Raw genomic sequence first — 22135 nt, 5'->3', positions numbered from 1 at the left:
ACTGGGAGATTCGGCTATCACCCTCTCGAATGCCATACTGTGTCACAACAAAACTGCTTGTATTGATGATGTTTGGCGGGGATTAATGATGCCGCACGAGTTCAATTTCAATTACTCCCAGCCATGAGCACTGACACTACCGCGTCCCGTACAGCCGGGTTCGTCTCGGGAACGATCTACGGCGGAGTCGATCGAATCCGTGGCTACGGTCGGAAACTCTACTGGAACCAACAGCGAGAGAAGTTCGCCCTTTACTTGTTCGCGCTATGGATCGTCGGCTATCTCGTCTTCGATTTCCTTGCACTCGTCGTCCTCAGTCCAGTGTTGCTCGTCGCGGATGTCTCGGAGCTCATGGCATGGATCGGAGTCATTGCGGCAACGGGGTTCGTCGGCTGGGTAGGATATCGGGCCCGCGCGGATGCCAAACAGCGCAATCGCATCGGCGAACTCCAGCAGCGACCGACACCGGATGCCGCCGTCGAAGCCGTTTCGATGCTCGATAGCACCGATCCGCAGGTACGGGCCGGCGCCACGCATCTGATCGTCGTTGCCTGCAAATCGGCACCGGGGAAGATCGTCAAGCAGTACTCGGGTGACGCTTCGGTTATCGTGGACCGATTGGGGGCGCTTTTGCACGATTCCGATCGGAACACGCGTGTCAACGCTGCCACTGCACTGTCGTATTTCTCGCGAGACTATCCCGAGATGGTGTTCGATCATAAAGACACCGTTCTCGAGACGCTTCACTATCCCAACTCTCAGATCCAGTGCGATTCGAGTATCACCGCTGGCAATCTCGCCAATGCCTATCCCGATCATGCCGAGGAGATCTGTACTGCGCTTGCACCATTGCTCGACGATGAAGACCCAGAAGTACGAGCCAAGGTGTGTTTCGCACTCGGTGGGCTGGATCTCGATCGCGCTACCGAACTGCTTCGAGAGATGACGAGCGACCCTAATCCCAAGGTCCAGGAAGCTGCGGCCGAGTCGTTGAAAACTCAACAGGACCAGCAAGAGTCCGCAAACAACGCTGGTAGATCCGCCCAAGCCTCCGCTCAAGACAACTCGAACAGTCGTTTCATCGGCGACTCGCCCGATAGTGACTTCGCTGCTGTCGCGGGAATGGACGATCTCAAAGGTGAACTCGAACAGAAAATCATCGAGCCGTTTCGTGGCAATGCTGTCTACGAGAAATACGGTATCAACCCCGAGAGCGGGATTCTTTTTCATGGGCCACCCGGTACAGGCAAGACCTACCTTGCAAAAGCGCTCGCTGGCGAACTCAACGTCAACTACGCGAGCGTCGATGTCGGCGATATGGTAAGTAAACTCGTTGGTGAGGGTGTCGAGAACATCACGCAGCTGTTCGATGAAGCCCGCCACAACCAGCCGTGTCTCATCTTCATCGACGAGATCGACGCTTTGGCCACGGATCGATCGTCGGCCAACCAAAGCGAGGACACAAAGAAGATGGTCAATCAGCTTCTCCAGGAGATGTCCGAGATCGACGGTTCGGATGACATTCTCGTGATCGCCGCCACGAACAACCCTGATGATATCGATGATGCCATGCTTCGGACCGGTCGATTCGATTCGCGGATTCACATCCCAAAACCCGACGACCAAGCACGGGTCGCCATCTTCAAACATCATCTGAACGCCCCTCTCGAACAGTTCGATACCGATACGTTCGTCCGCACAACCCGTGGTTTCGTTGCCTCCGATATGGTTGCGGTTGCTCGACGAGCGGCGCTACAGGCCGCGGACCGTGAACGAGAAACGGGTCGTGAAGCAACCGTCACCGAGGCCGATATACTAGAGGCAGCTAATGAAGTCGCCGCCGAGCAAAGCAACATCGGCGAGTTCATCGAGCGCCCTCCGGAGATGGATTTCTCGGACGTGGCTGGCATGGACGAACTCAAGGAGACGCTGCATACGAAAATCGCCGATCCGCTCACCAATCCCGAATTCCACGAAGAGTACGGTCTCGGTGTGGAGAACGGCATCCTTCTCTATGGCCCACCAGGGACCGGCAAAACGCACGTTTCGAAGTGTCTTGCTGGCGAGCTCGATATCAACTACATCGAGGCGAAAGCGGGCGATCTGGTGAGCAAATGGATCGGCGAAGGCGCACAGAACGTCCAGACGATGTTCAATGAAGCCCGCCAGAATCAGCCGTGTCTCATCTTCATCGATGAGATCGACGCTCTTGCGACCGACCGCAACACCCACCAGACGAAAAGCGAGCGTCAGATGGTCAATCAGTTCTTAGAGGAGTTGTCGGCTCTCAGCGATGCCAACGACGATGTCATCGTCATCGGTGCCACCAATCGGCCTGATGACCTGGATGCTGCCATGCTTCGAACGGGCCGTTTCAGCGAGAAGATCGAAGTTCCGCCACCGGCGGCTGACACTCGTATTGCCCTGTTCGACGCTCATCTCTCGGCCCCGGTTGACGGTATCGATCCGGAGGCAATCGGTGCCCGAACCGACGGATTCGTGGCCAGCGATATGGCGAACGTTGCCGATCGTTCCGCCCGCAAGGCAATGCAACGCGCCAAAAGCGAGACTGGTTCCGGAGAGGTCACCCAACAGGACGTCATGGAGGCAGTATCGGAGGTCGACTCCGGTCAGTAGTTTCCTCTCAAAGCAACAGCCAACGAGTTCACCTTGAACTGCCTCAGCTACTGTTTGCAGGCGCCAGCAGTGATTCGAGCTTCGACGCACCGAACAGCGACCAGTGGTCACCGAGATCCTCTTCGAGACCATCGACGAACCCGCTTTTCGAGACGAGGGCGAACCGTTCGTCTCGCGTGCTAGATCCCCACCGAACGTGCTCGGCGTCGTCCCTGAGAGCATCCACGAGTGCGTGTCCAACTGGCTCAGCGGTCCACTCACACTCCGCGAGAAGGATCCGATCGTCGTCCGGGGCGAGCCCGACGAGGTCGATCTCGTGTTCGCCGTACCACCATCGACCAAGCTCCGCGTAGGGAGCGAGCTCATCGCGACGGATCGCCGCCCAGATGGCTTCTTGGGCGACATCCTCGAACGTCGTTGCGACGTGATTTGGGAGATCCGGTTCGATCAGTTCTTCAAGCATCATCTCCGGGGCTTGCTCGATGCTGGACCGGTTGGGTTCGATGTATCGAAACCAGAATCGGAGGAACTCGTCGGCAACGTGATATCGCGATCGCTTCGATTGCTTCCGTGAAGCAGTCACTGGGACCTCTCGATCGATGAGGCGAAGTTGCCGGAGTGTCCGTAGATATTTCGAGAGGGGTCCCGAATCGATGTTCGTCACACCCGAAATCTCGTTTGGCGTCGTCCGCCCGGTGGCGATCGCTTCGAGAATACTCATATATCGGGCTGGATTCCGAAGCTCAGTACGCAGTAGGAACTCCGGTTCGTTGTACAGCATGGCCGTCGGTGAGAGAACGTGTGTCCGGATGTTCTCGCGAAGAGGTTGCGTGTAATCGAACAGCGTGAGATACATCGGCGTCCCGCCGGTGACGGCGTACGATCGAACTGCTTCCTCGAATTCGTACGGGATCGCTTCCCGAGCCTGCAGAAACGAAAACGGCTGGAGATCGATCTGGCCCGTCCGGCGACCGTACAGCGGGCTCTCGTGTTCGAGGACCTCCGCTTCCATCGCGCTTACGCTGGAACCACACAGTACGAGCATCGAATCGGTGTCTTGCAGCTGCTCGTCGACAAACGACTGTACATACGACGGCAGGGAGTCGTTTTCCGCGACGAGATACGGAAACTCATCGATCACGACCACGATCGATTCCGCTGCGAGTTTCTCTCCGAGGTAGTCAAACGCCTCGTCCCAGCTCTCGATCCGTGGCACACGATCCCCGACGTAGCTGGCGATCTGTTCGACGAATTTCTCACGCTGTCGGTGTTCTGCCTCCTGGGAAGCAAGGAAATAGATATGGGCTCGATCGGCACAAAACCGCTTGAGCAGCTCGGTCTTTCCGACTCGTCTGCGACCATACACCACGTATAGCTCGTGCGTGGGGGAGTCGTGGGCTCGTCCGAGTGCTTCGAGCTCCGTATCTCGATCGTAGAAAGTCATTCGTTGGATAATGATTATCGCGATAATGGCTTAAGCCGATCGGTGGTTGGGGGGATTTTTCCGTGGCCAATAGCTATGTATATACCCTCCCCCAAAACCGTCCAGTATAATTCGTCCTTTCGTCTGATTAGTGGGGGGGGGGGGGGGCAACGATTGACTATTTTATGATATTTCAATTGTACTTTGTCATTCTCAGCACCCTCACCCCAACAGTTATTACTCAATACACAAATCATGAACTGTATGTCGACAGCCAAGACCGATCCCGAACGCGCCGTCGACGAGTTCATCGCGGTCGCGGATCTGCTCGATGAACCGCGACTTGCCCGTCTTTATACGCATGTTCTCCGGGGTGATGACCTGACTATCGACGACATCGTCGCCGAGACTGACATCCCGCGAACCACGGCCTACTCCGACGCTGCGTCGCTCGTCGATCTGGGCGTGCTTACCCGCGATGACACACAGAAAACCCACACTTACACCGCCCACCCCGTCGTGCTCACGATGGTTCTCGACGAGGGCGAGTACACCATTTCCCCAACGTTCATCGATGCCATCGGACGGCTGCCCCGTGATCAAGATCTCAGTCTTCTCGTCGAAAAACACGGTGTTGGCAAACTCGCTGCGGCACTCACCTATGCCATTCCGTATACGGACGGTGAAATGACCGAACGCATTGCTGCTCGCGAACTCAATCTCCAGCCCGCATTCGGAATTGCTGTCTTGCATGCCCTCCAGGCGGTTGTTCTCGATATGGAAGCGTACGATCCGTATTTCGACCAACTCTGGAATGCGCGCGACACCCCACCCCGCGAGGACGGCTAACCGGAGTCACTCTCGGATGATGCAATTCGATACAGCCAACGTCGAGAATTCGATGTGGGTTGCCGATACGGGTCTGTTCATCGCATGTGGACGCCAACAGAACAACAAGTACACCGCACTGGCTCGCTTTGCCCAACAGCACGACAGAATATTCGTCATCCCTCACCGCGTTTACGACGAAGTGACTTCTCTCCCAAACAGCGCCATGTGATAGACGATTCAACAGCAGGCTTTATACTGCTCGGAAGACTCCTTTTCAATATGAGCCTCGAAGAGACCGTTGATTATCTTGCCGAGGAACTCGACCTTGAGCGAAGTGAGCACGTCCGCGAGGTCGGACGGTCGGTCGCAGAGCTTCGCGACTGATCAGAACAGTTCTCTGAAGTCCCGTTCAACGAGTCCTGTCTCCAGATACTCGATGAAGCCTTGCTTTGAGGGGCCTGAGTGGTCGATGAATTCCTCTTTCGCTGCACGCTCAAATACTGCACGAGCAAACTCAGTACAGTGTTCTTCGTGGCGTTCAGCGTACGTTGCATGGGCATCACGCCAGTGCATGTCTAAATCGAACTCGGCCAATCGGATCTGGATCCCGTCTTTCCGCTCAACGAGGTCAACATCGAGTTCTTCGAGATGCTGGAAACGAACGTTGTTCCGACGGACTGTGATGAGCCGCTTGGAGTCGACGATATACGGATCGACCCACTCCTGCCAGGTCTCATCGTCGAGATGAGTACGTGGCATTGCGAAGTCTGGGTCCACGCTCTCGATACAGAACTGCAGCATGGCGATTCCCGTTCGATGATTCGCGTTCGGAAGGGAATGGCGGAGAATCAGGTTCGACATCAACTCGCCTGCCACCTCCGGGAGTGGGCTTCCCCAGGAGACGTGCTCCAGCGCCTGCTCGATCTTCTGCGGTTCGAATTCCTTGTAAAGTCGGAATTCATCCGCTTCCCGGACGTTGACGGCGGCTTCGAGCAATTCCACTAATCGAAAGGCAACGACTTGTCCATCGTGGGGGAGTTCGACAATTCGATCGCTAAGCCACTCTTCATCGAAATCCATGTCTCTGGCAGCTTCGGTCTCTGTCTCGCTCTCGTAGAGCACGTAGACTGGGCTGTCAAACGGATATCCGATAAGTTTGGTCGCGCCGTCCAGTTCTTTCCGTCGAGAAACCAAATCCGCTGAGGAGGCCGAGCTGTATTTCAGCGAAAAGTTCTCTGCCTCGGGATGGTGGTAGTGGACGACGCGACCCATCTCTACTGGTGCGTCGTGATGGACGGACAAATCGGCTCTGCATTCTCCGGTTGCAACGAGCCAATCGCTACTCAGGGACCAGCAGAGGCTGCCTGAACTGCATACTCTTCTGCGAGATCAACCATATCGTAGACATGAATGCCGGTCTTGAACCAAAGCACTCGGTCCGCTGCGAGATCAACATCCTCACTCGTGCAGTCCAACTCCTCGGACACTGCTAACACCAGATTCTCCACATCGGTCTGGTGGATCTTGTCGAGTTTCTCCTCAAGGTACTCGGGCGTCCAAAAGCCCATGATCTCCAAAATTGCCCGGCGGCCATCCGGATGTTCCAGCGCGAAGTCCGGCAGCAGCACCTCTGCGCCCAGATCGATTACGTCGTCTTCGCGAACCAGTTCCCACTCCGTGTTCGATCGCTCCCACTTGTCGGCGAGCGTGCGTTCGAGATCGCTGTCGAATCGGCTGCCACCACTGTAGTGTGTCCGGAGTCCCGTCTGTTGATCAAGCGTCAACTCCCGCGTTTCGTTCGCTGACTCGTCAACAAGAACTTCCGCGATGAGCTCCCAGCGCTCGCAGTGCGGCAATGCGGGCAGGAAATTCGCCATCCGAATGCCGTACTTGCGCGACTGGCGAAACAGCGAGGCCGGGCCGTCCAAGACTGCTTCGTATCCCTCCGCGAGGTCCGTACTCGAGACCCGCTCGCCGTGTTCGTCGATCGGATAGATTCGATGCATTAGCCCGAACAGTTTCACGTAGCTGAACACCGTCGCGAACTGATCCCAGACTCGAATCTGCAACTCGCTTGCGTCGTAAAGCACTGCCTGTGCAAGTGCGAGGTTGTACCGGTTCAATAGCCACTCGACGGTGAGCGGCGTACCTGTGTACGCTTCCTCGCTTTGGCCAGTCAACTGGGTCGTGCTGGTTGTCCCATCAGTGTCCAGTTCGACCGACTCGGCGACCTGATCGCCGAACCGCACGAGACGGTTGTTCGCATCGAGATCCGCGTACATCCCCTGATGACACTCCGCGAGCGAGATCCCCAGCTCATCAGCGACTGCCGTGTAGACATCGAGCTTGCGGGTATCCGCTTCGAGCGTCGGCTGGCGAACGATCGGATACGAGTCATTCGCCCGCTCGAACAGCCGTTGGCGGATCTCGTGCGGCTCGGCGGCCGCCACCGTCTCGAAGTTGCACTCATCACGCAGCAGTTTCGCCAGCCCCTGAATGATCTTGTAGTCGGTATCTGCGACCGTCAGCTGGTCGATCGCGGTGTCGAGGTCGGCTTTCGGCTCGCCCACGTGCGTCTCGAACAGTTCGATCAACTCGCCCGCCGTCTCTCGATAGCGCGCATCGTCGGGATCGATGAACAGCGGTGTCACTTCACCATCGGAGGTTCGTGAGCGCGCGAGGTCGGCCGTCAGCATGGCGTCTGTCTCAGTGTGGTGCTCGCGATTGTGATCACGATCATCGTCACGCTCCTGCCTCAACGCCTTCACGGCGGCGCTGGGAGACGTAGTTCTCCATCGTATCCGTTGCGATAATCTCATAGAGGCGCGCGGGCTGGCGCTCGTCGGTAGGTCGCAGGATGCGACCGAGCCGCTGGGCGTACTGGCGTTTCGATGCGCTCCCAGAGAGGATGATCCCGACGTTTGCGGCCGGCACATCGATCCCCTCGTCGAGCACCTGCGACGTCGCTAACATCGAATATTCGCCGGTGCGGAACCGTTCGAGGATCTCCGTGCGCTCGTCGGTCTTGGTCTGGTGGGTGATACACGGGACGATGAACTCCTGGGAAATCTCGTAGGCGAAATCGTTGTTCGCAGTGAAGATGATCGTCCGATCGTCGTGATGGCGTTTGAGCAGGGTGTCGAGCGTGTCGAGTTTCTTCGTCGCAGTACGTGCGAGTTCTTCGGCACGCTGCTTGGCGATCAGCGCTCGACGGCCGTCAGAATCGTAGGAAGTGTGCGCGAGGAACTCCTGATAGCCCTCGGCCTTCCAGAGATCGAACTCATGTGTGTCGACGTATTCGCGATAGATGCCGTACTCCTCGTCGTACCAGGAGCGTTCGTCGTCAGTCAGTTCGACCTGCATGTGGATGGTTTCGTACTCGCTGAGATACTCGCCGGCGAGTTCGTCGACCGCCTCTTCGTAGACGACCGGCCCGATGAGACCGGTGTCTTCGAGGAGTTCGTGAGCATCGTCGGCGCGCTCGTAGGTGGCGGTGAGCCCGAGACGATACGGCGCGATGGTCATCNGTCTTCGAGGAGTTCGTGAGCATCGTCGGCGCGCTCGTAGGTGGCGGTGAGCCCGAGACGATACGGCGCGATGGTCATCTCGGGGATCTGTCGATAGGTTGGAGCCGGTAGATGGTGAATTTCGTCGGCGATCAGGAGCCCGAACCGGTCGCCGTACTCGTCGATGTAGCGATACGCGCTGTCGTAGGTCGTCACCGTGATCGGTCTGATCTCATGGGTCCCACCACCGAGGACACCGACCGCTTGTCCGGTCTTGTCTCCGCTTCGGTGGGGCAGTTGATCCCCGAAGGCGTTGGTGAGGGTGGCATGCCACTGGTTCATCAGATCGATCGTCGGCGCGACGACGAGCGTCCCGACACCAGCATCGGCGATGGCCTGGATGCCGAGAAACGTCTTCCCGCTCCCAGTTGGAAGGACAACGCTGCCACGTCGGTCATGACTGCGCCATGCATCGAGTGCTGCCTGCTGGTACTCGCGTGGCTCGATCTGGAGTGCGGGATCGAGTGCAAGCTGTGGATAGGCTCGGGCGATATCCTCGACCGTGGCAGTCGCCGACTGGATGGTCCCTTGGTGGTTTGACGCCTCTACAGNGGATCGAGTGCAAGCTGTGGATAGGCTCGGGCGATATCCTCGACCGTGGCAGTCGCCGACTGGATGGTCCCTTGGTGGTTTGACGCCTCTACAGCGGTGCTAGAGGTCTCACCGTCCCATGCGTCGGCCCATTCAAGCAGGGGGCGGTACCGATACGCGTGCACGCGGTAGTCCTCAACCCGATCATCCCACTCCGCGTACGGAACATCCCCACTGACTTCCTGCAGCAGGAGCGTACCCTCGTCAAACTCGATCCGCATCTGAGAGACACAATGGTTGCGAGCCGAATAAGCGATACTAAGACTCTTCAACCATTGGTAGCGCGGAGTCCCCGTCCTCAAGGAGCGGTGGAGTTCCGACAACGGTCGGAACGGAGCCGCGAGTAGGGCGGGGAGGAAGCGCGTTGTGGTGCGGACCGAAACCGCAATACCCACCGAAAACGTATGGTAGAACACTCATCGATGGGCAACAGACAGCCCCGAAAGGGGTGCCCGGCCACGCTTGCGGGCGGCCAAGGACGGGTTATCTCGTCGGTGAGGGGCATCAGTCACCATGCCCAGCGGACCGGACACGTCCGGTCCGTGAAGGACGGTCCATAGACGACGAACGTGACGCCACGTGCCTCTCCGTTCCCCGTTTCGGGGATAGAGTCCGAGGACACGTCCAATTAAATTGCCGCTGCTGGCCGACCGCACCAGCAAACAAGGGCGAAGGACGCCACAAAGCCTCCAACGTCCGCCATGCAAGCCCCGGCCTCAACGAGCGCGTCAGCGCGAGTAGGCCGGGGTCGGTGACTAGAGTATACAACTCAGCTTTGCAGGTTCGCAGAGGGGTTCGGTGTAACCGGAGAATCTACATTTCCAAGGGCCGATGGAGAGCATATGCACGTCGAGATCTTGGGCGGTACAGTCGAAATTGATGAATCACACGTTGAGGAATCGCCCACCGAGATCCGTCGACAGCTCCGTGAATACGAACATGATGAACGACAAACGTTCGATCTCTCGATAGAGATACCAGAGACGTTCACCGGAGCCGTAATGGAGCAATTACTGACGATTCCGTACGGTGAAACCAGAACGTATGGCGAAATCGCAGCAGCACTCGATACTGCACCGGTCGCAGTCGGAGGTGCTTGTGGCCGAAATCTGGTGACGGTGGTCGTTCCCTGCCACCGAGTGCTCCGAAGTGGTGGCGAACTTGGCGGATATTCTGCTCCCGGTGGTGTCGATCTCAAGCGACGGTTGCTTGACCATGAATCGAACGGTGTTTGAAGTGCATTTCCGAGGCGGTTCACTATCTCTGTGGACAAATACCCGAAATCGTTAACATTCACGGCTGAGTACACAGCCTGTGGACGAAATCGTTGGTTGGCTCCGCAACCGTCCATACTACCGCAACCAGATCAAAATTCATCAGGTGATGGAGGGTCGGACAGGGAGCTATGGCGATGTAGGTGTCGAATCCCGGCTTGAACGAGCGCTTGAGCGGCGAGGGATCGATCAGTTTTACCGGCATCAGACGGCTGCGATCGACGCGATCCGCGACGGCGAGAATGCCGTCATCGCCACGCCAACCGCCAGCGGGAAAAGTCTCATCTACACTGTCCCCGCAGTCGAGCGCGCGCTTGATCACGACGGGCGGACGCTGTATATCGCGCCCCAGCGTGCACTCATCAACGACCAAGAAGCGAACTTTACCGACCTTACGGATGATCTCGGCCTTGGAGCCACCGTTGACGTGGGCCAATACACCGGCCAGCTCTCGCAGACTGAAAAACGCGCCGTGCGGGGCGACCAGCCGCATATCGTCTTGATGACGCCCGACCTCCTGCATTATGGTGTTCTCCCGCACGATCACCTCTGGGAGTGGTTCTTTCGCCAGCTCGACACCATCGTCATCGACGAAGTGCATGAGTATCGTGGCATTTTCGGCAGCCAGATCGCGCTGGTCATGCGCCGGCTCACGCGGATGTGCGAGCGCTACAACAGCGACCCACAGTTCATCTGCTGTTCGGCCACTATCGGCAATCCCGCCGAACACGCTGGAAACGTCACCGGCCAATCCACCGATTCGTTTTCCGTCATCGACGAGGATACCAGCACCACCGGCGCGACTCACTGGCTGTTCTGGAATCCACCACCAGTCAAAGACAATTCCCAAGCAGAATCCGATACGCAACACCCAGCACCGAGTGAGCTTGAACCCGAGCCACAGCCACCGACAATGACGTCGGACGGTGGCGAAGCGCTTCCAGCACCAGCGCCTCCTTCGACAGATATCGATACCTCATTTGACGTACAGTCGGATCCAACTGCCGATGACGGCGGCGAAGGCGAGACTGAGACATCAGTAGAGCCTGAATCCGGTGGAGAGCGCAAATCGAACCACGCCGAAGCCGTCCGGCTGTTCTGTGATCTCGTGACGCGAGGATATCAGACGCTCGTATTCACACGGACGCGCCAAGGGGCCGAACGATGTGCCGAGTGGTCGGCAGCCGAACTCCACAAGCGCGGCGAACACCAGGCCGCCAACGCGATCACTGCCTATCAGGCCGCACTCAAACAGGATCGTCGCGAGGAGATCGAAGACGGCCTCCACGATGGGTCGATCCCGGGCGTCTGGTCGACGAGCGCGCTCGAACTCGGCGTCGACGTGGGTGGTCTCGATGTGGTGATCCTCAACGGCTATCCGGGCACGCGAATGCAGACCCACCAGCGCGCTGGGCGGGCAGGCCGCGGGCGTGACGCGAGTCTCGTAACGCTCGTCGGCGGTCGCGACCAACTCGACCAGTATCTGATGGGCCACCCCGACGTGTTCTTCGAGGGCGATCCTGAAGAAGCGGCGGTCAACCCCGCTAACGACCAACTCATGCCCGATCACGTGCTCAGTGCTGCCCGAGAATCGTGGCTCTCACCCGCTGACGAACAGCACTTCGGTGAAAAGTTCCCAGAATTCGTTACCCAACTTGAAAGCGAGGGGCTTCTCGAACGACGGAACACGAACAAGGGCGTACGGTGGACCTACGCGGGTGACGGAAGTCCCCAACACGAGATGAGCATTCGGGCTATCCACGATCGCGAGATACAGATCCGTGATCGGCTCAATGAGACAGATCTCGCCAGCCTCTCGTATGACGACGCACTCCGGGATGTCCACCCCAACGCGATTTATCACCATCAGGGAGAGAAATACGAGGTAGTCGATCTCGATCTTGAGCGTGACACCGCGTTTCTCGAATCCACAGAGCTGTCCTACTACACGCAAGCACTCACCGACAAGGCAATCTCGGTGAACGAGGTCCTCAATGAAACGACGCTCGCCACCCATCCCGGCGTCACGGTGGGGTTTGCGGATATCGAATTCCGCGAGCAGGTCACAAAATATCTCCGGTGTACCCAGGGCAATGACGACAATGGTGAGCCTATCCCGTTGCCTGAACCACTGCCGCCGACCGAGCTCCGGACGCGAGCGCTGTATTTCACCATTCCGCCGGCTATTAAGCAGAACCTCAGAGCTGAGAGCGATGTCGACGACGGATTCGAGGGCGCAATCCACGCGGTCGAGCACGCGATGATCTCGCTATTCCCGCTCGAATTCCTGTGTGATCGGCGCGATATCGGTGGGCTCTCGACACCGCTGCACCCCCAGACGGCCAAGAGTACGATCTTCATCTACGACGGGTATCCCGGTGGTGTCGGCCTTGCGCGTGGGGGCTACGAACGCGTCGAGGATCTCCTGCGAGAGACGCGGGATCTCCTTGCCGACTGTCCCTGTGAAAGTGGATGTCCGGCGTGTATCCAATCGCCGCACTGTGGCAACGCGAATGATCCGCTCGACAAGAGCCTCGCGCTCTCGCTGCTCGATTACTTGCTCGGTGACGCGACCATTGAACCGAACCACCACGAGATGGATGAAGTCGATACCGCCATCGATTCGATAGCAACAAACGAGAATAGTGGCGGAACAGACGATATCGATCAGCGTCCAACGACACCGGAAACACCCGAGACGGACAAGAAAACTGTCGTCGCCGAACAAATCGCGACTCACTCACAAACCAATGTCGACACCGAGACAGTCGCTGAAACGCTTGCTAAGTTGGAAGGCTACGATATCGAGCCCGAAACAGCGAAACCACCACTCTTGGAGCTGTACGGTGTAGCCGGTCCATCAATCTACGATATCCCCGGCATCGGACCAGTTCGAGGTCACCACCTCTTCCAGGCTGGCTATCATACGCCCGAGGCGATTGCAGCGGCGTCATCTGGCGATCTGACTGACAATGTTCCCTACCTTACCGAGTGGGTCGCTTCCAAGATACAACCGTCGGCGGAGGAATTTATTGACGAATGATAAACAAATTGTCACGGTGATGGTTTGTCTTCCTCGTGGAGGCGTGGAGAAACCTTACTACCGAGATATGATTGCACAAAAGACTTATAACAAATATCTATAGTCTTTCGCTAGAGATGAAACCCACTGATGGACATGCCATGCGTCGAGCACTGCCTGCTGATACTCCCGCGGTTCGATTTCGAGCGCGGGACCAAGTGGAAGGTAGGGGCAGCCTACGCCGTGTCGTTAACTGCAACGGTACAGGGTGTCATAGAACGGTTGGCATGGTTTCGCGTATCGGCCAAGAGGCCTGCTACCGCTGGTTCTGAATAGCGACAATACTGGCTGCTTCTCAAGCACCGTTTCTCGGACTGTTGCTGAGGTATGCGAAGAATTCTATGACACCCTGGCAACGGTAGCCTACTGGATGGTCTCTTGGCGGGTTGGTCTCTGCGCGTCGGAGTTGGAAGAATCGGCTTTCCACCAGGCAATTCGAGCAGAGGACGGTAGCGATTCGCCGGCGCTCGGTACTGTTCAGCCACTCGGGATACGGAACCCCTTCAGTGACCGTCCGGATCATCTATCGGTTCACGAATATCTCGGCAGGAGCCGTCAGAACAGCCGCGAACGGTGCAGCGAATTGAGCGATACCGGCCCGTAGTAGTCGTTAACGAACTCCCGTCGCCACCACTCACCGGTCTCGCGTCGCTCGTCGACGGTAGTGTACTCGTAGCGATAGCGCCGCACACGGATGTGTGTCGGTGGTTCGTCCGGAAACGGATCTTCAGCAAGCAGTTGGCGGGTCTCCTCGTTTCCCGTGAGCAACTGCTCGATGAACCGCGGGAACCACTCGCGGCGTGGACGCGGCGTCATCGCCGCAAACCACAGCTGCCAATCGAGCGGTCGCGTCGGAAAACCGTTCAGAGTTCACCTCCGTTCGTTGTGACCGACACGCTACATCGTATCTTTTCGTGAGTTGACCGCTGGAGGAACTCATCGAAGAACTCGCGGTAGTATTCGGGATTGGCGTATTTCGTGAGAGACAACTGCAACAGCGTATCTAACCCTTCTTCGCTCCACTGCATCCAGTCACGCTTGCATCGCTTGGCTACCTCTCCCATTGCTCGTTCGACAGGGTTCGAGGTCCACGGCACCTCGAACCCGTCTATCGCGTCCTCAGCAAACGTCACCATCGAATCCAGTCCACCACGAAGGTACGATGCTGCTTTCGGCGAAGAGAGTTGCTCTAACTGCCATGCTGTCTTTCCTATGCGCTCTTTCGTTCGGGCGATCCGCTCGCGGATCGCCGAATACTCCTCTTGCGGACGATGTTTCTCGACAGAGCTCTTCAGGTGGAACAACTCTCCAGAGACCTCCGAAATGATCTCGTTACGGTCCTCCAATGAGAGCGCACCGTCGTCCCACAGCTTGTAGCCAAGTGTGCGCGGAACGTGAGACAAATCGAGTTGATGATCGCGTGTGTCTGTTTGAAAGGCCCCAACAAGGCTCTTTTCGGCGTCACTGACGACTTTCGCGTCGTCAGTGATCGCCTCAGCAGTATCCAGAGTATCCGCAATCTCACTCCAGGGAGTGTTCACCGAGACATCAAGTACTGATCGTGACGCTGTTTCGGTGTCTTCTGCGAGCGTTACTCGTACGTCGTGGTACTCACGGTCCTCGTCCTGACTGTAGCAGTTGGTTCCGTCAGGGATGACGGTTTCAGCTTCAGACCCGGCAATGCGGCTGGAAACGAACTCTGTGAGTTTCCTGCCGCACTCGGTCACGCGGTCGCGGATGGTGTCCTTCGAGGGCGTCCTTTCGAGGTCCTCAGCATGTGAGGCTGCGTCACGGTAGGAGAGAGCCGTCGCAAGATCGACTGTTCGCGCAGCGATATCCTGCTGATATCGCTTCTTTCCGTTGAAATCGACGAATTGNGAGCCGTCGCAAGATCGACTGTTCGCGCAGCGATATCCTGCTGATATCGCTTCTTTCCGTTGAAATCGACGAATTGTTCGATGGGGCGGAAATGAGCGTTCTCGTCGTCAGTTGCCGCAGTGTCTTCGACGTAGCCAAGGGAGAACTCGTGCTCGCCGACGGTAGTAACCGCTGTGCGAATCTTCGTTGTCGAGCGTTGGAATCGGTTAGTTCCGTTTCCCTGTGCGTGTTTTTCGCCACAGTACGCCTCAACGAGTACGTCGTTGAGGCTCTCGATGATTGCTTCGAGCAGCGTCGATTCGAGACGCTGCTCGGTCAGAAACTCCGCGAAGGCGGCAAGTGGGTACTGTTCAGTTGGGTCAATAGTCAGAACGAAGTGGATCGTGACCGTAACCTCAATCGGGGACTCGTTCACGTTCATCAACTAGTCCCCATTCCTTCGAGGAGTCAGCTACGACTTCGTTTCAGCGACTGCCCAGACGGTTCTGAACGATTTTCCGACGCGACCAATCGAGCCGGAGATGGTATGGTGCCCACTGTGGCGGCCGTCGATCCGTATCCGTCGGTTTGCCCTTAAACTCGTAGGATCTCCAGTCAGTTTCATCGGTGAGTTCCTCGTCAGTTGTTCCCTCAATAACGAGTTCGTAGCGCTCTCTGGTGATCGATCCGAACGCGCCATAGGTATTCACGAGATGCAGTGGGTCGAAGCTCCGATTCATTGTCTGTCCCGACGACACCATGTTCCGGATCGGCCAGTAGCTCAATACGGCGACGACGACCACCACACCATAGACGGCGATCTGAAGCGGAGGGGTGACAGCTGTTGTTGACGGTGCCGAGATACCCGCTAGCGCGCCGAATAGCGCGTCGTTGAACGTACTGATCGCGAGAACGATCGTGAGCGCATTCAGCCATGAGAAATTCCCGCTCAGCATCAGCCATCCCTGATAGATGATCGTCAGAACACCGGCGATCGCAGCGATCGGCTGTGGGGCGAAATAGAAAAACGGCACGACGAGTTCGATGACGTGGTGAACGCCGATGCTCGCTTTGTGTACCCAGTTGGGAAGCTTCTGGAAATACCAGCTCAGTGGATTCGGCATCGGCTGGGTCTCGTAGTGATAGTACATACAAGTGAAATCACGCCAGCACGTGTCCCCGCGGAGCTTGATCAATCCTGCTCCGAACATCACGCGAAAGAGCACCCATCGCAGCAACCAGAGCACGAGGTCCGGTGGCGACGTCGCCATCCCACCGAGGAACACCGCCAGAAAGCCTGTCTCAAGCAGGAGCGATTCCCATCCGAAACCGTAGAAAGTTCGCCCACCATTGACAAAAGAGAGATAGAGTACCCAGAGCCCACCCCAGACAAGCATCGACCAGAGCGTCCCGAATACATCCGAGAGACCCGTCACCGTGAGGACGGAGAGACCAACCCCGACCCATGCACACCCCGCAATTGCCGTGTCACTCGAAACGACATGGAAGAGGCCCGGGGCGTTGCGGAAGCTACTGCGATCGGTGAAGTCACCAACGGGAAAGATACCGTTCTCACCGTGGAGCGCTTCATACTGATTGGCCGCTACGAGAAATGCGGTGAGATAGATGATCCCGAGCGCTCGCCGGAAGAGAAAGCGGACAACCCAGTAGCCAGCGATCTCGACCATCAGTCAGCACTCCATTGCTTCTCAATCTACAAAGGAAGCTAGAATCAGTCTCGCATGTGGCTCGCAGATCTGTTCGATGTTCGAGATGGTGAACATGAGGACGGTTTCGTAGAACTCACGGTCTTATCTGTCTTGAAACGACGATTCCGTTGCTGTGTACCGAATCGAACGGGAGCAACGGTCGTGCGACACGGGGTCGAACCGATGTTTCGATCCCGCCTGGATCATCGCCGTCAGGGACCGCGATATCGAGGACTCGGCAGCAGTTCGCGGAAGCCACCTCGACTAGGACGTGTCTGCCTGTTCCGGCGTTAGCGAGACGAACTCCAACCCCTCGCTGGCGAGCAGCTCCGTGGCGCGCTCAGTCACCGAAGGAGCGACCAGGATGCCGCGAACGGATTTGCCCGGCCGATTTCGTTCGAGCGCTTCGACGTAGCGGTTGAGTTGGCCGACTGCATCGGGACCGACGCGGCGGCGTTTGAGCTCGACCGCGATAGGGGTGCCATCAGCATCTTGGCCATAGATGTCGATCGGTCCAGCGGACGTTTCGCGTTCGGTTGCCATCGCGTTGAAGCCGGTTTCGAGGATGTCGGGATCGGCGAGAATACGCTGGCGGAGATCTTCTTCGCTGCCTTCGAGTGCGAGTTCCGACATGTCGTCTAACTCGAGACGTGAAGCCTGTGCAACCGTTTTGAACGTGATTTCGAGCTCTTCGTGCGGCGAACTGCGGACGCTCTCGACGATGAGGCGGTCGTCGTCGAGACAAACACTGTGTGTCGAACCGGGCGGCTGCCAGTTGACGGGCTTGCGCTGCTCGTCACGGTGGACCAACAGTGTGCCGTCGGGTTTGCAGATCACCAATCGTTCACCGGGCGGGAGATGGCTCGAGGCGCGTCCGTCGTAGTCGATTGCACATCTGCCGACGAGCGTGATCATTTCGCCGTGCTCGAATCCCGTGTCGAGAAGATCGCGAACGTCTTCGAGCGCTGGATCGGTGAGCGACGAGACGGGCATACCGGCTGTTTGCGTCCACACCAAGGTAGTGGGTTCGGTGGTGTACCCGCTGCTCATGGTCCTGTGTCATCTCACCATACGGTCATGACGATGGTGCAGACGTCTTCACAAGGACTGTGCGAAGACGGATTCGATCTGTCCGGCAAGTCCATCCGATCGAATGAATCGTTCTGCTCTGGCGTCTCATCCCACTTGTCGGACGCACCCCCGTGGGGTGGACAGCACCCCCCGTGTTGGACAGCACCCCCCATGTTGGACGCACCCCTTCTCAACTTTTGCTCCACGGAATGGATTCCACTTGTCGGACGCACCCCCCTTCATCGAACGGATCTCACTTGCCGGACGCACCCCCCCCCCCNCCCCCCCCTACCCCACCGAATTCAATCGTCAGTTTCCAGAACTTCCCGTACCTCGTCACGGATGAGCGCTCGTAGTTCCGCTTCCGACCGCCGTTCATCATTTCTTAACGCTGCCAACTCGGTGTCGATCGCGGCCAGTCGTTCGGTGAGATAGTCGAGCGTTGCCGGATCAATGGCATCCGAATCGGCGTCGTCGCCCGTCGGCTCGGTTTCGGTCACCGTTTGGCCGGAGTCGTCCACAGCGGCGGCTTGGGAGGGAGCCGGCGTGGGAGAGCCATCGTCACCGTACTCGTCGAGCTCCGTTTTCTCTCGAACGGTGACAGTCGAGGAGGCCGCCTCGGAGTCGATTTGATACGCGACAAGGTCGCTTTCCGGTGGGTAGACTGGCATCGACGTTCTGAGAGCGGCACGCGTGATCACATCAGCATCGAGATTCGATTCGAAATGTGAGAGCATTTCACGCTGGACTGAGGGTTCGCCGTGGACGAACGCGACATGCGTCGGGTCGACGTGTCGGGCAAACTGGAGCAGATCGTTCCGTGCCGCGTGGCCGCTCATCCCGCTGATCGAATGCACCCAGTTCGTTGGCAGTGTGTGCTCGAAGATCGAGAACCCGTCGCGCTCGCCGGGTTGCTGGTCTGGCTCTGTATCGTCATCTCTCGCTGGCGGTCTGATTGGCCGTGTCTCGATGCTAATGTGAGCGGTCTCGTCCGCTCCCTGAATCTCCCGTCCGAGCGTTCCGTCGGCCTGATAGCCGGTGAAAATGAGCCGCATCTCGTCGTAGTGTGTGAGGAGGTCGTGGAGGTATGCAGGCGAGAGGCCGCCGGTGAGCATTCCCGACGGTGCGACGATGATCGGCGGTGTCTCCATGTTCAGGAGCCGCTCACGATCGTCGCTGTTTGCGGGCCGTTGGGCAACGTCGGGAACGAACGGTTCGAAGTCAGCAGCGTTTTGCATGTAGTTCATCACCGATTCGTTGATATACTCCGGGCCGGCGAAGGCGTGATAGCGGTCGGTTGCCTGTGTCGCCAACCCATCGTAGATGAGCTGGAACTCCGCACGGGTATCTTCATCAAGCGACCGCCAGCGCTCACGGAAGATCTGGAGGATCTCCTGTGCCCGTCCGACGGCAAAGGTGGGGATAAGGACCGGAATCCCTTGCTCGATCGCGTTGATCGACTCGTTGTACAGGTCCGTACGGGCATCCTGAAACGAGGGATGAGTATCCCGATCGCCGTATGTGGATTCGAGAATCAGCGTGTCCGCGCTCGGTGGGGTTTCGATGTCGTGGAGATGGGCCGACCGTCCGCCGAGATCGCCCGAAAACACGACTCGTCGCCCGCCGACTTCGAGGCTGAGCCACGCGCTCCCGAGGAGGTGGCCTGCATCCCCGAATCGGTACGTCAGCGTATCGTCGGTAGCGACGTGATCGGTGACCGATCCGGTGTCGTAGCCAGTGATCGGGTCACATCGTGCGAGAACCTCCTCGACGTCGGTCCGCTCGAATTGCCGTTCGCGTCCGGGCTTTTTGGTCTCTTCGAGGTGGATTTTCAGAGAATCATGGAGGAGGAGATGGGCAATGGCGGCGGTGGCTTGTGTACAGATGACGGTCGCGTCACGGCTGAGGAGGTTGCGGTGTTCGAGAACCGGCAGCGCACCGATATGATCGATATGGGCATGCGTGAGAAACACCGCATCGATCGCTTCGGTGCCAAGGCCACGGAAATCGGGGAACTGCCCGCCACTGCCCTGATTCAGCCCGCAGTCGACGAGATAGGTCCCGTCGGCGGTTTCGACCTGATAGCAGCTCCGGCCGACCTCACGAGCTCCGCCCCGCGGATGGACGACGAGTGGAGTATCGCCGTCAACGAGTTCATGTGGGGGAGTCGTGGCTGCATCCTCATCGTCAGTGTCTGTGTTGGATTCGGACGCCGTCTCGCCGGTTGGTGGTGTCGCATTCATGATTGCGGGTAGTGGGTTCGCCGATCGAACGGTGTGGGTGTCACTCGGCGAGTATGTCGTCGGCGTAAAAGCGCTCTTGGGTTCCCGTCTCGCCGGTGAACGTGACCTCCTTGGTCAACGGGGAGTCGGCGACAGCTGGACAGAATTGACATCCTCCGCACGACTGAAGTCGTGGGATTCCCCGCACTCGGGGTCGGTCACGTCGACCACCTCGAAAGAGGCGGACGCCGCAGACCGTCCGACGGGGGCAACTTCCGGCCCGCCGCGAAGCGGCGGGGCCGTACCGGGTTCGTGCGCTCTGCGTCGGTCCCACGGCGGGAGTGGTATGCTTGAGTATCCCCTTGCAGCGCCCGCATACGCCCTTTGCGCACCGCGCAGGTCCGAACGCATGGGTTCGCTTCCACCGTTTCGATGGAAGCGACACGGGCCGTGCCATCGACCTTGCCCTCTGCCGCTTTCGCGGTGGATGGGCGCAAGAGCCGAGTAGGGGCGGTGATTTTAGCTTGTCCCTCAATCCATCCGTTTTGCGCGGTCGTCGCCGACCGTCTCCAGTGACGGGTAGGGGTTCTGTGAGGACCACGAACAAATCTGAACCACGAAACCCTCCATCGGTTTTGACCCCCGATGGACGCTGTGGAATGGTCCGTATGGGACGAGGAGGACCCCGACCTACTCCCGATTTGATTTCTCGGTCTTGACTTACTGCATAGTCCGACCCCAGCAAGCCTAAGCGTTGCGGTTTCTGGAGATTCGTCCGCTTGGACCCACCCCTGAAAGGGGTGGGCTTCCGCTCGATTACGTGTCATCGAGTTGGGTGAGGATCGTATCGAGCGGGCGGGCGCTCCCGTGGGCGGTCATCGTCCGTTCGAGTTGCCAAACGGCGGGTGTCCGGCTCAAATCGTTGGCTGCTTCGGCTTCCGCTTCGGTGTAGTACCGACACCGGCTTGCCTTTCCGGTCGTTCCCTCGCCGTGGCGGGCCGGTTTCGCAGTGAGTTCGTCGAGACGGACGAGTTGGAGCGGCGACCGCGTTCGACCAGGCAGCGCGTCATCGAGTTCCTCGCGAACGTCGTGCGCGGCAAGCGAGAGGTCGTGTCGGAAATACGTGAGGGTGATCGGCCCGTTTTCTTCGTAGAGCATCGGCGAGGCGACATGGTGGCCGTCATCCATCGTGAGATACTGCGCTGGGAGTTCGGCAAGGCACAACCCGCGGAGCCGCAACCGTTCGGGATCGGTGTTGGTGGAGGCCTCGAAATGGTCTCAGCTTTGCACGTTCAGAGATACCACCCTTTTGAACCGTCTGAGCCGTCCGAGTGAAGGAAGAGATGCTCAATCTCTTCCATCAATTCGTCAAGAGCCTGTTTTGGATGGTCTCGCACCCACGAAAACAGGTTGTACACGACTTCCTTCAGAGCGTATTCCAGCTGGACTTGGATCGACGACGCTTTCGAGCACTGCGTTCCCGAGGCGCTCGATTCAGGACCAAGCCGGAGCAGACTGTAGGCCAGCATCTGGAGGTGCCAGTGCCGACTGGCACCTCCCTCATCCCGTACCTCGCAGTCTCCAAAGCCCAGATCCTGCTTCGAATCCTCGAAGAACACCTCTACCGGCCATCTGAATGAGTACGACCNCCTTACCGGATTCTCGTCGTCCTCCTCCTCTGTGACTTTCTCCGCGATGAGGAGTCGTACCTCGCCCAATTCCGAGACAGACCGCTTCTGTGTCCAGATTTTGTAGGTTTCATCGTCGATCTCTCGCTCAACAGTGTCGATGCGCTCTGCCAGCGCATCGACGCGGATCTCCTCGCCACCGTAGGTCACTTGCCGATTGCTGCGAAGCGGGCCGATCCAGTCC

12 protein-coding genes and 4 pseudogenes are annotated in these 22135 nt (G+C 58.1%); 5 read left to right on the top strand and 11 right to left on the bottom strand.

All coding sequences use genetic code 11. From position 1 onward, the window contains the following. Positions 1-351: 351 nt before the first annotated feature. A complete protein-coding gene (locus C448_RS09620; RefSeq protein ID WP_160162788.1) occupies positions 352-2637 on the top strand; it encodes an AAA family ATPase in 2286 nt (761 codons plus the stop codon). Between the two features lie 43 nt (positions 2638-2680). Here C448_RS09620 and C448_RS09615 read toward each other — a convergent pair whose 3' ends face one another. Then, positions 2681-4081, bottom strand: coding sequence for an ATP-binding protein (locus C448_RS09615; protein ID WP_004054207.1), 1401 nt, complete (start codon positions 4079-4081; stop codon positions 2681-2683). A gap of 243 nt (positions 4082-4324) precedes the next feature. Between C448_RS09615 and C448_RS09610 the strand changes: the two genes are divergently transcribed. Together C448_RS09610 and C448_RS17085 are read left to right on the top strand one after the other, a co-directional pair. Next, positions 4325-4909 carry a DUF7437 domain-containing protein gene (locus C448_RS09610; protein ID WP_004054205.1) on the top strand — a complete coding sequence of 195 codons (585 nt, stop codon included), beginning with the start codon at positions 4325-4327 and terminating at the stop codon, positions 4907-4909. Between the two features lie 16 nt (positions 4910-4925). Continuing rightward, positions 4926-5108, top strand: a pseudogene (locus C448_RS17085) (hypothetical protein); the annotation flags it as partial. 167 nt (positions 5109-5275) lie between these two features. Here the strand turns inward: C448_RS17085 and C448_RS09600 are convergent. The 3 genes and pseudogenes from C448_RS09600 to C448_RS16995 form a co-directional block, all read right to left on the bottom strand. Beyond that, positions 5276-6163 (bottom strand): hypothetical protein, encoded by an 888-nt coding sequence (locus tag C448_RS09600; RefSeq protein ID WP_004054198.1) that lies wholly within the window; start codon positions 6161-6163, stop codon positions 5276-5278. Positions 6164-6234: 71 nt separating this feature from the next. Further along, a complete protein-coding gene (locus tag C448_RS09595; RefSeq protein WP_004054196.1) occupies positions 6235-7587 on the bottom strand; it encodes a DUF790 family protein in 1353 nt (450 codons plus the stop codon). A 46-nt stretch (positions 7588-7633) separates the two neighbouring features. Then, positions 7634-9269: pseudogene (locus tag C448_RS16995) on the bottom strand (DEAD/DEAH box helicase family protein). A 621-nt stretch (positions 9270-9890) separates the two neighbouring features. Between C448_RS16995 and C448_RS15580 the strand changes: the two are divergent. Then, a complete protein-coding gene (locus C448_RS15580) occupies positions 9891-10283 on the top strand; it encodes a methylated-DNA--[protein]-cysteine S-methyltransferase (protein WP_004054189.1) in 393 nt (130 codons plus the stop codon). Between the two features lie 148 nt (positions 10284-10431). Beyond that, positions 10432-13365, top strand: coding sequence for a DEAD/DEAH box helicase (locus C448_RS09580; protein WP_080503190.1), 2934 nt, complete (start codon positions 10432-10434; stop codon positions 13363-13365). 594 nt (positions 13366-13959) lie between these two features. Here C448_RS09580 and C448_RS09575 read toward each other — a convergent pair. From C448_RS09575 to C448_RS09545, 7 genes and pseudogenes are all read right to left on the bottom strand, one after another. Then, positions 13960-14235, bottom strand: coding sequence for a lipase maturation factor family protein (locus C448_RS09575; RefSeq protein WP_275039129.1), 276 nt, complete (start codon positions 14233-14235; stop codon positions 13960-13962). Between the two features lie 32 nt (positions 14236-14267). Next, positions 14268-15682: pseudogene (locus C448_RS09570) on the bottom strand (ISH6 family transposase). Positions 15683-15746: 64 nt separating this feature from the next. Beyond that, positions 15747-16949: a lipase maturation factor family protein gene (locus C448_RS09565; RefSeq protein WP_004054181.1), complete on the bottom strand. Its 1203-nt coding sequence runs from the start codon at positions 16947-16949 to the stop codon at positions 15747-15749. A gap of 285 nt (positions 16950-17234) precedes the next feature. Next, a complete protein-coding gene (gene nucS / locus C448_RS09560) occupies positions 17235-17963 on the bottom strand; it encodes an endonuclease NucS (protein WP_004054178.1) in 729 nt (242 codons plus the stop codon). 380 nt (positions 17964-18343) lie between these two features. Next, on the bottom strand, positions 18344-20284 hold the full coding sequence (locus tag C448_RS09555) for an MBL fold metallo-hydrolase (protein ID WP_004054176.1): 1941 nt from the start codon (positions 20282-20284) through the stop codon (positions 18344-18346). A gap of 795 nt (positions 20285-21079) precedes the next feature. Further along, positions 21080-21421, bottom strand: a complete 342-nt coding sequence (locus C448_RS09550) for a hypothetical protein (protein WP_193363128.1) — start codon at positions 21419-21421, stop codon at positions 21080-21082. 134 nt (positions 21422-21555) lie between these two features. Next, positions 21556-22135, bottom strand: a pseudogene (locus tag C448_RS09545) (IS701 family transposase); the annotation flags it as partial.

Source organism: Halococcus morrhuae DSM 1307 (assembly GCF_000336695.1).
GTDB classification, from domain to species: Archaea; Halobacteriota; Halobacteria; order Halobacteriales; family Halococcaceae; genus Halococcus; species Halococcus morrhuae.
The sequence above is the reverse complement of the archived record's forward strand: the minus strand, read 5'-3'. Positions and strand labels throughout refer to the sequence as shown.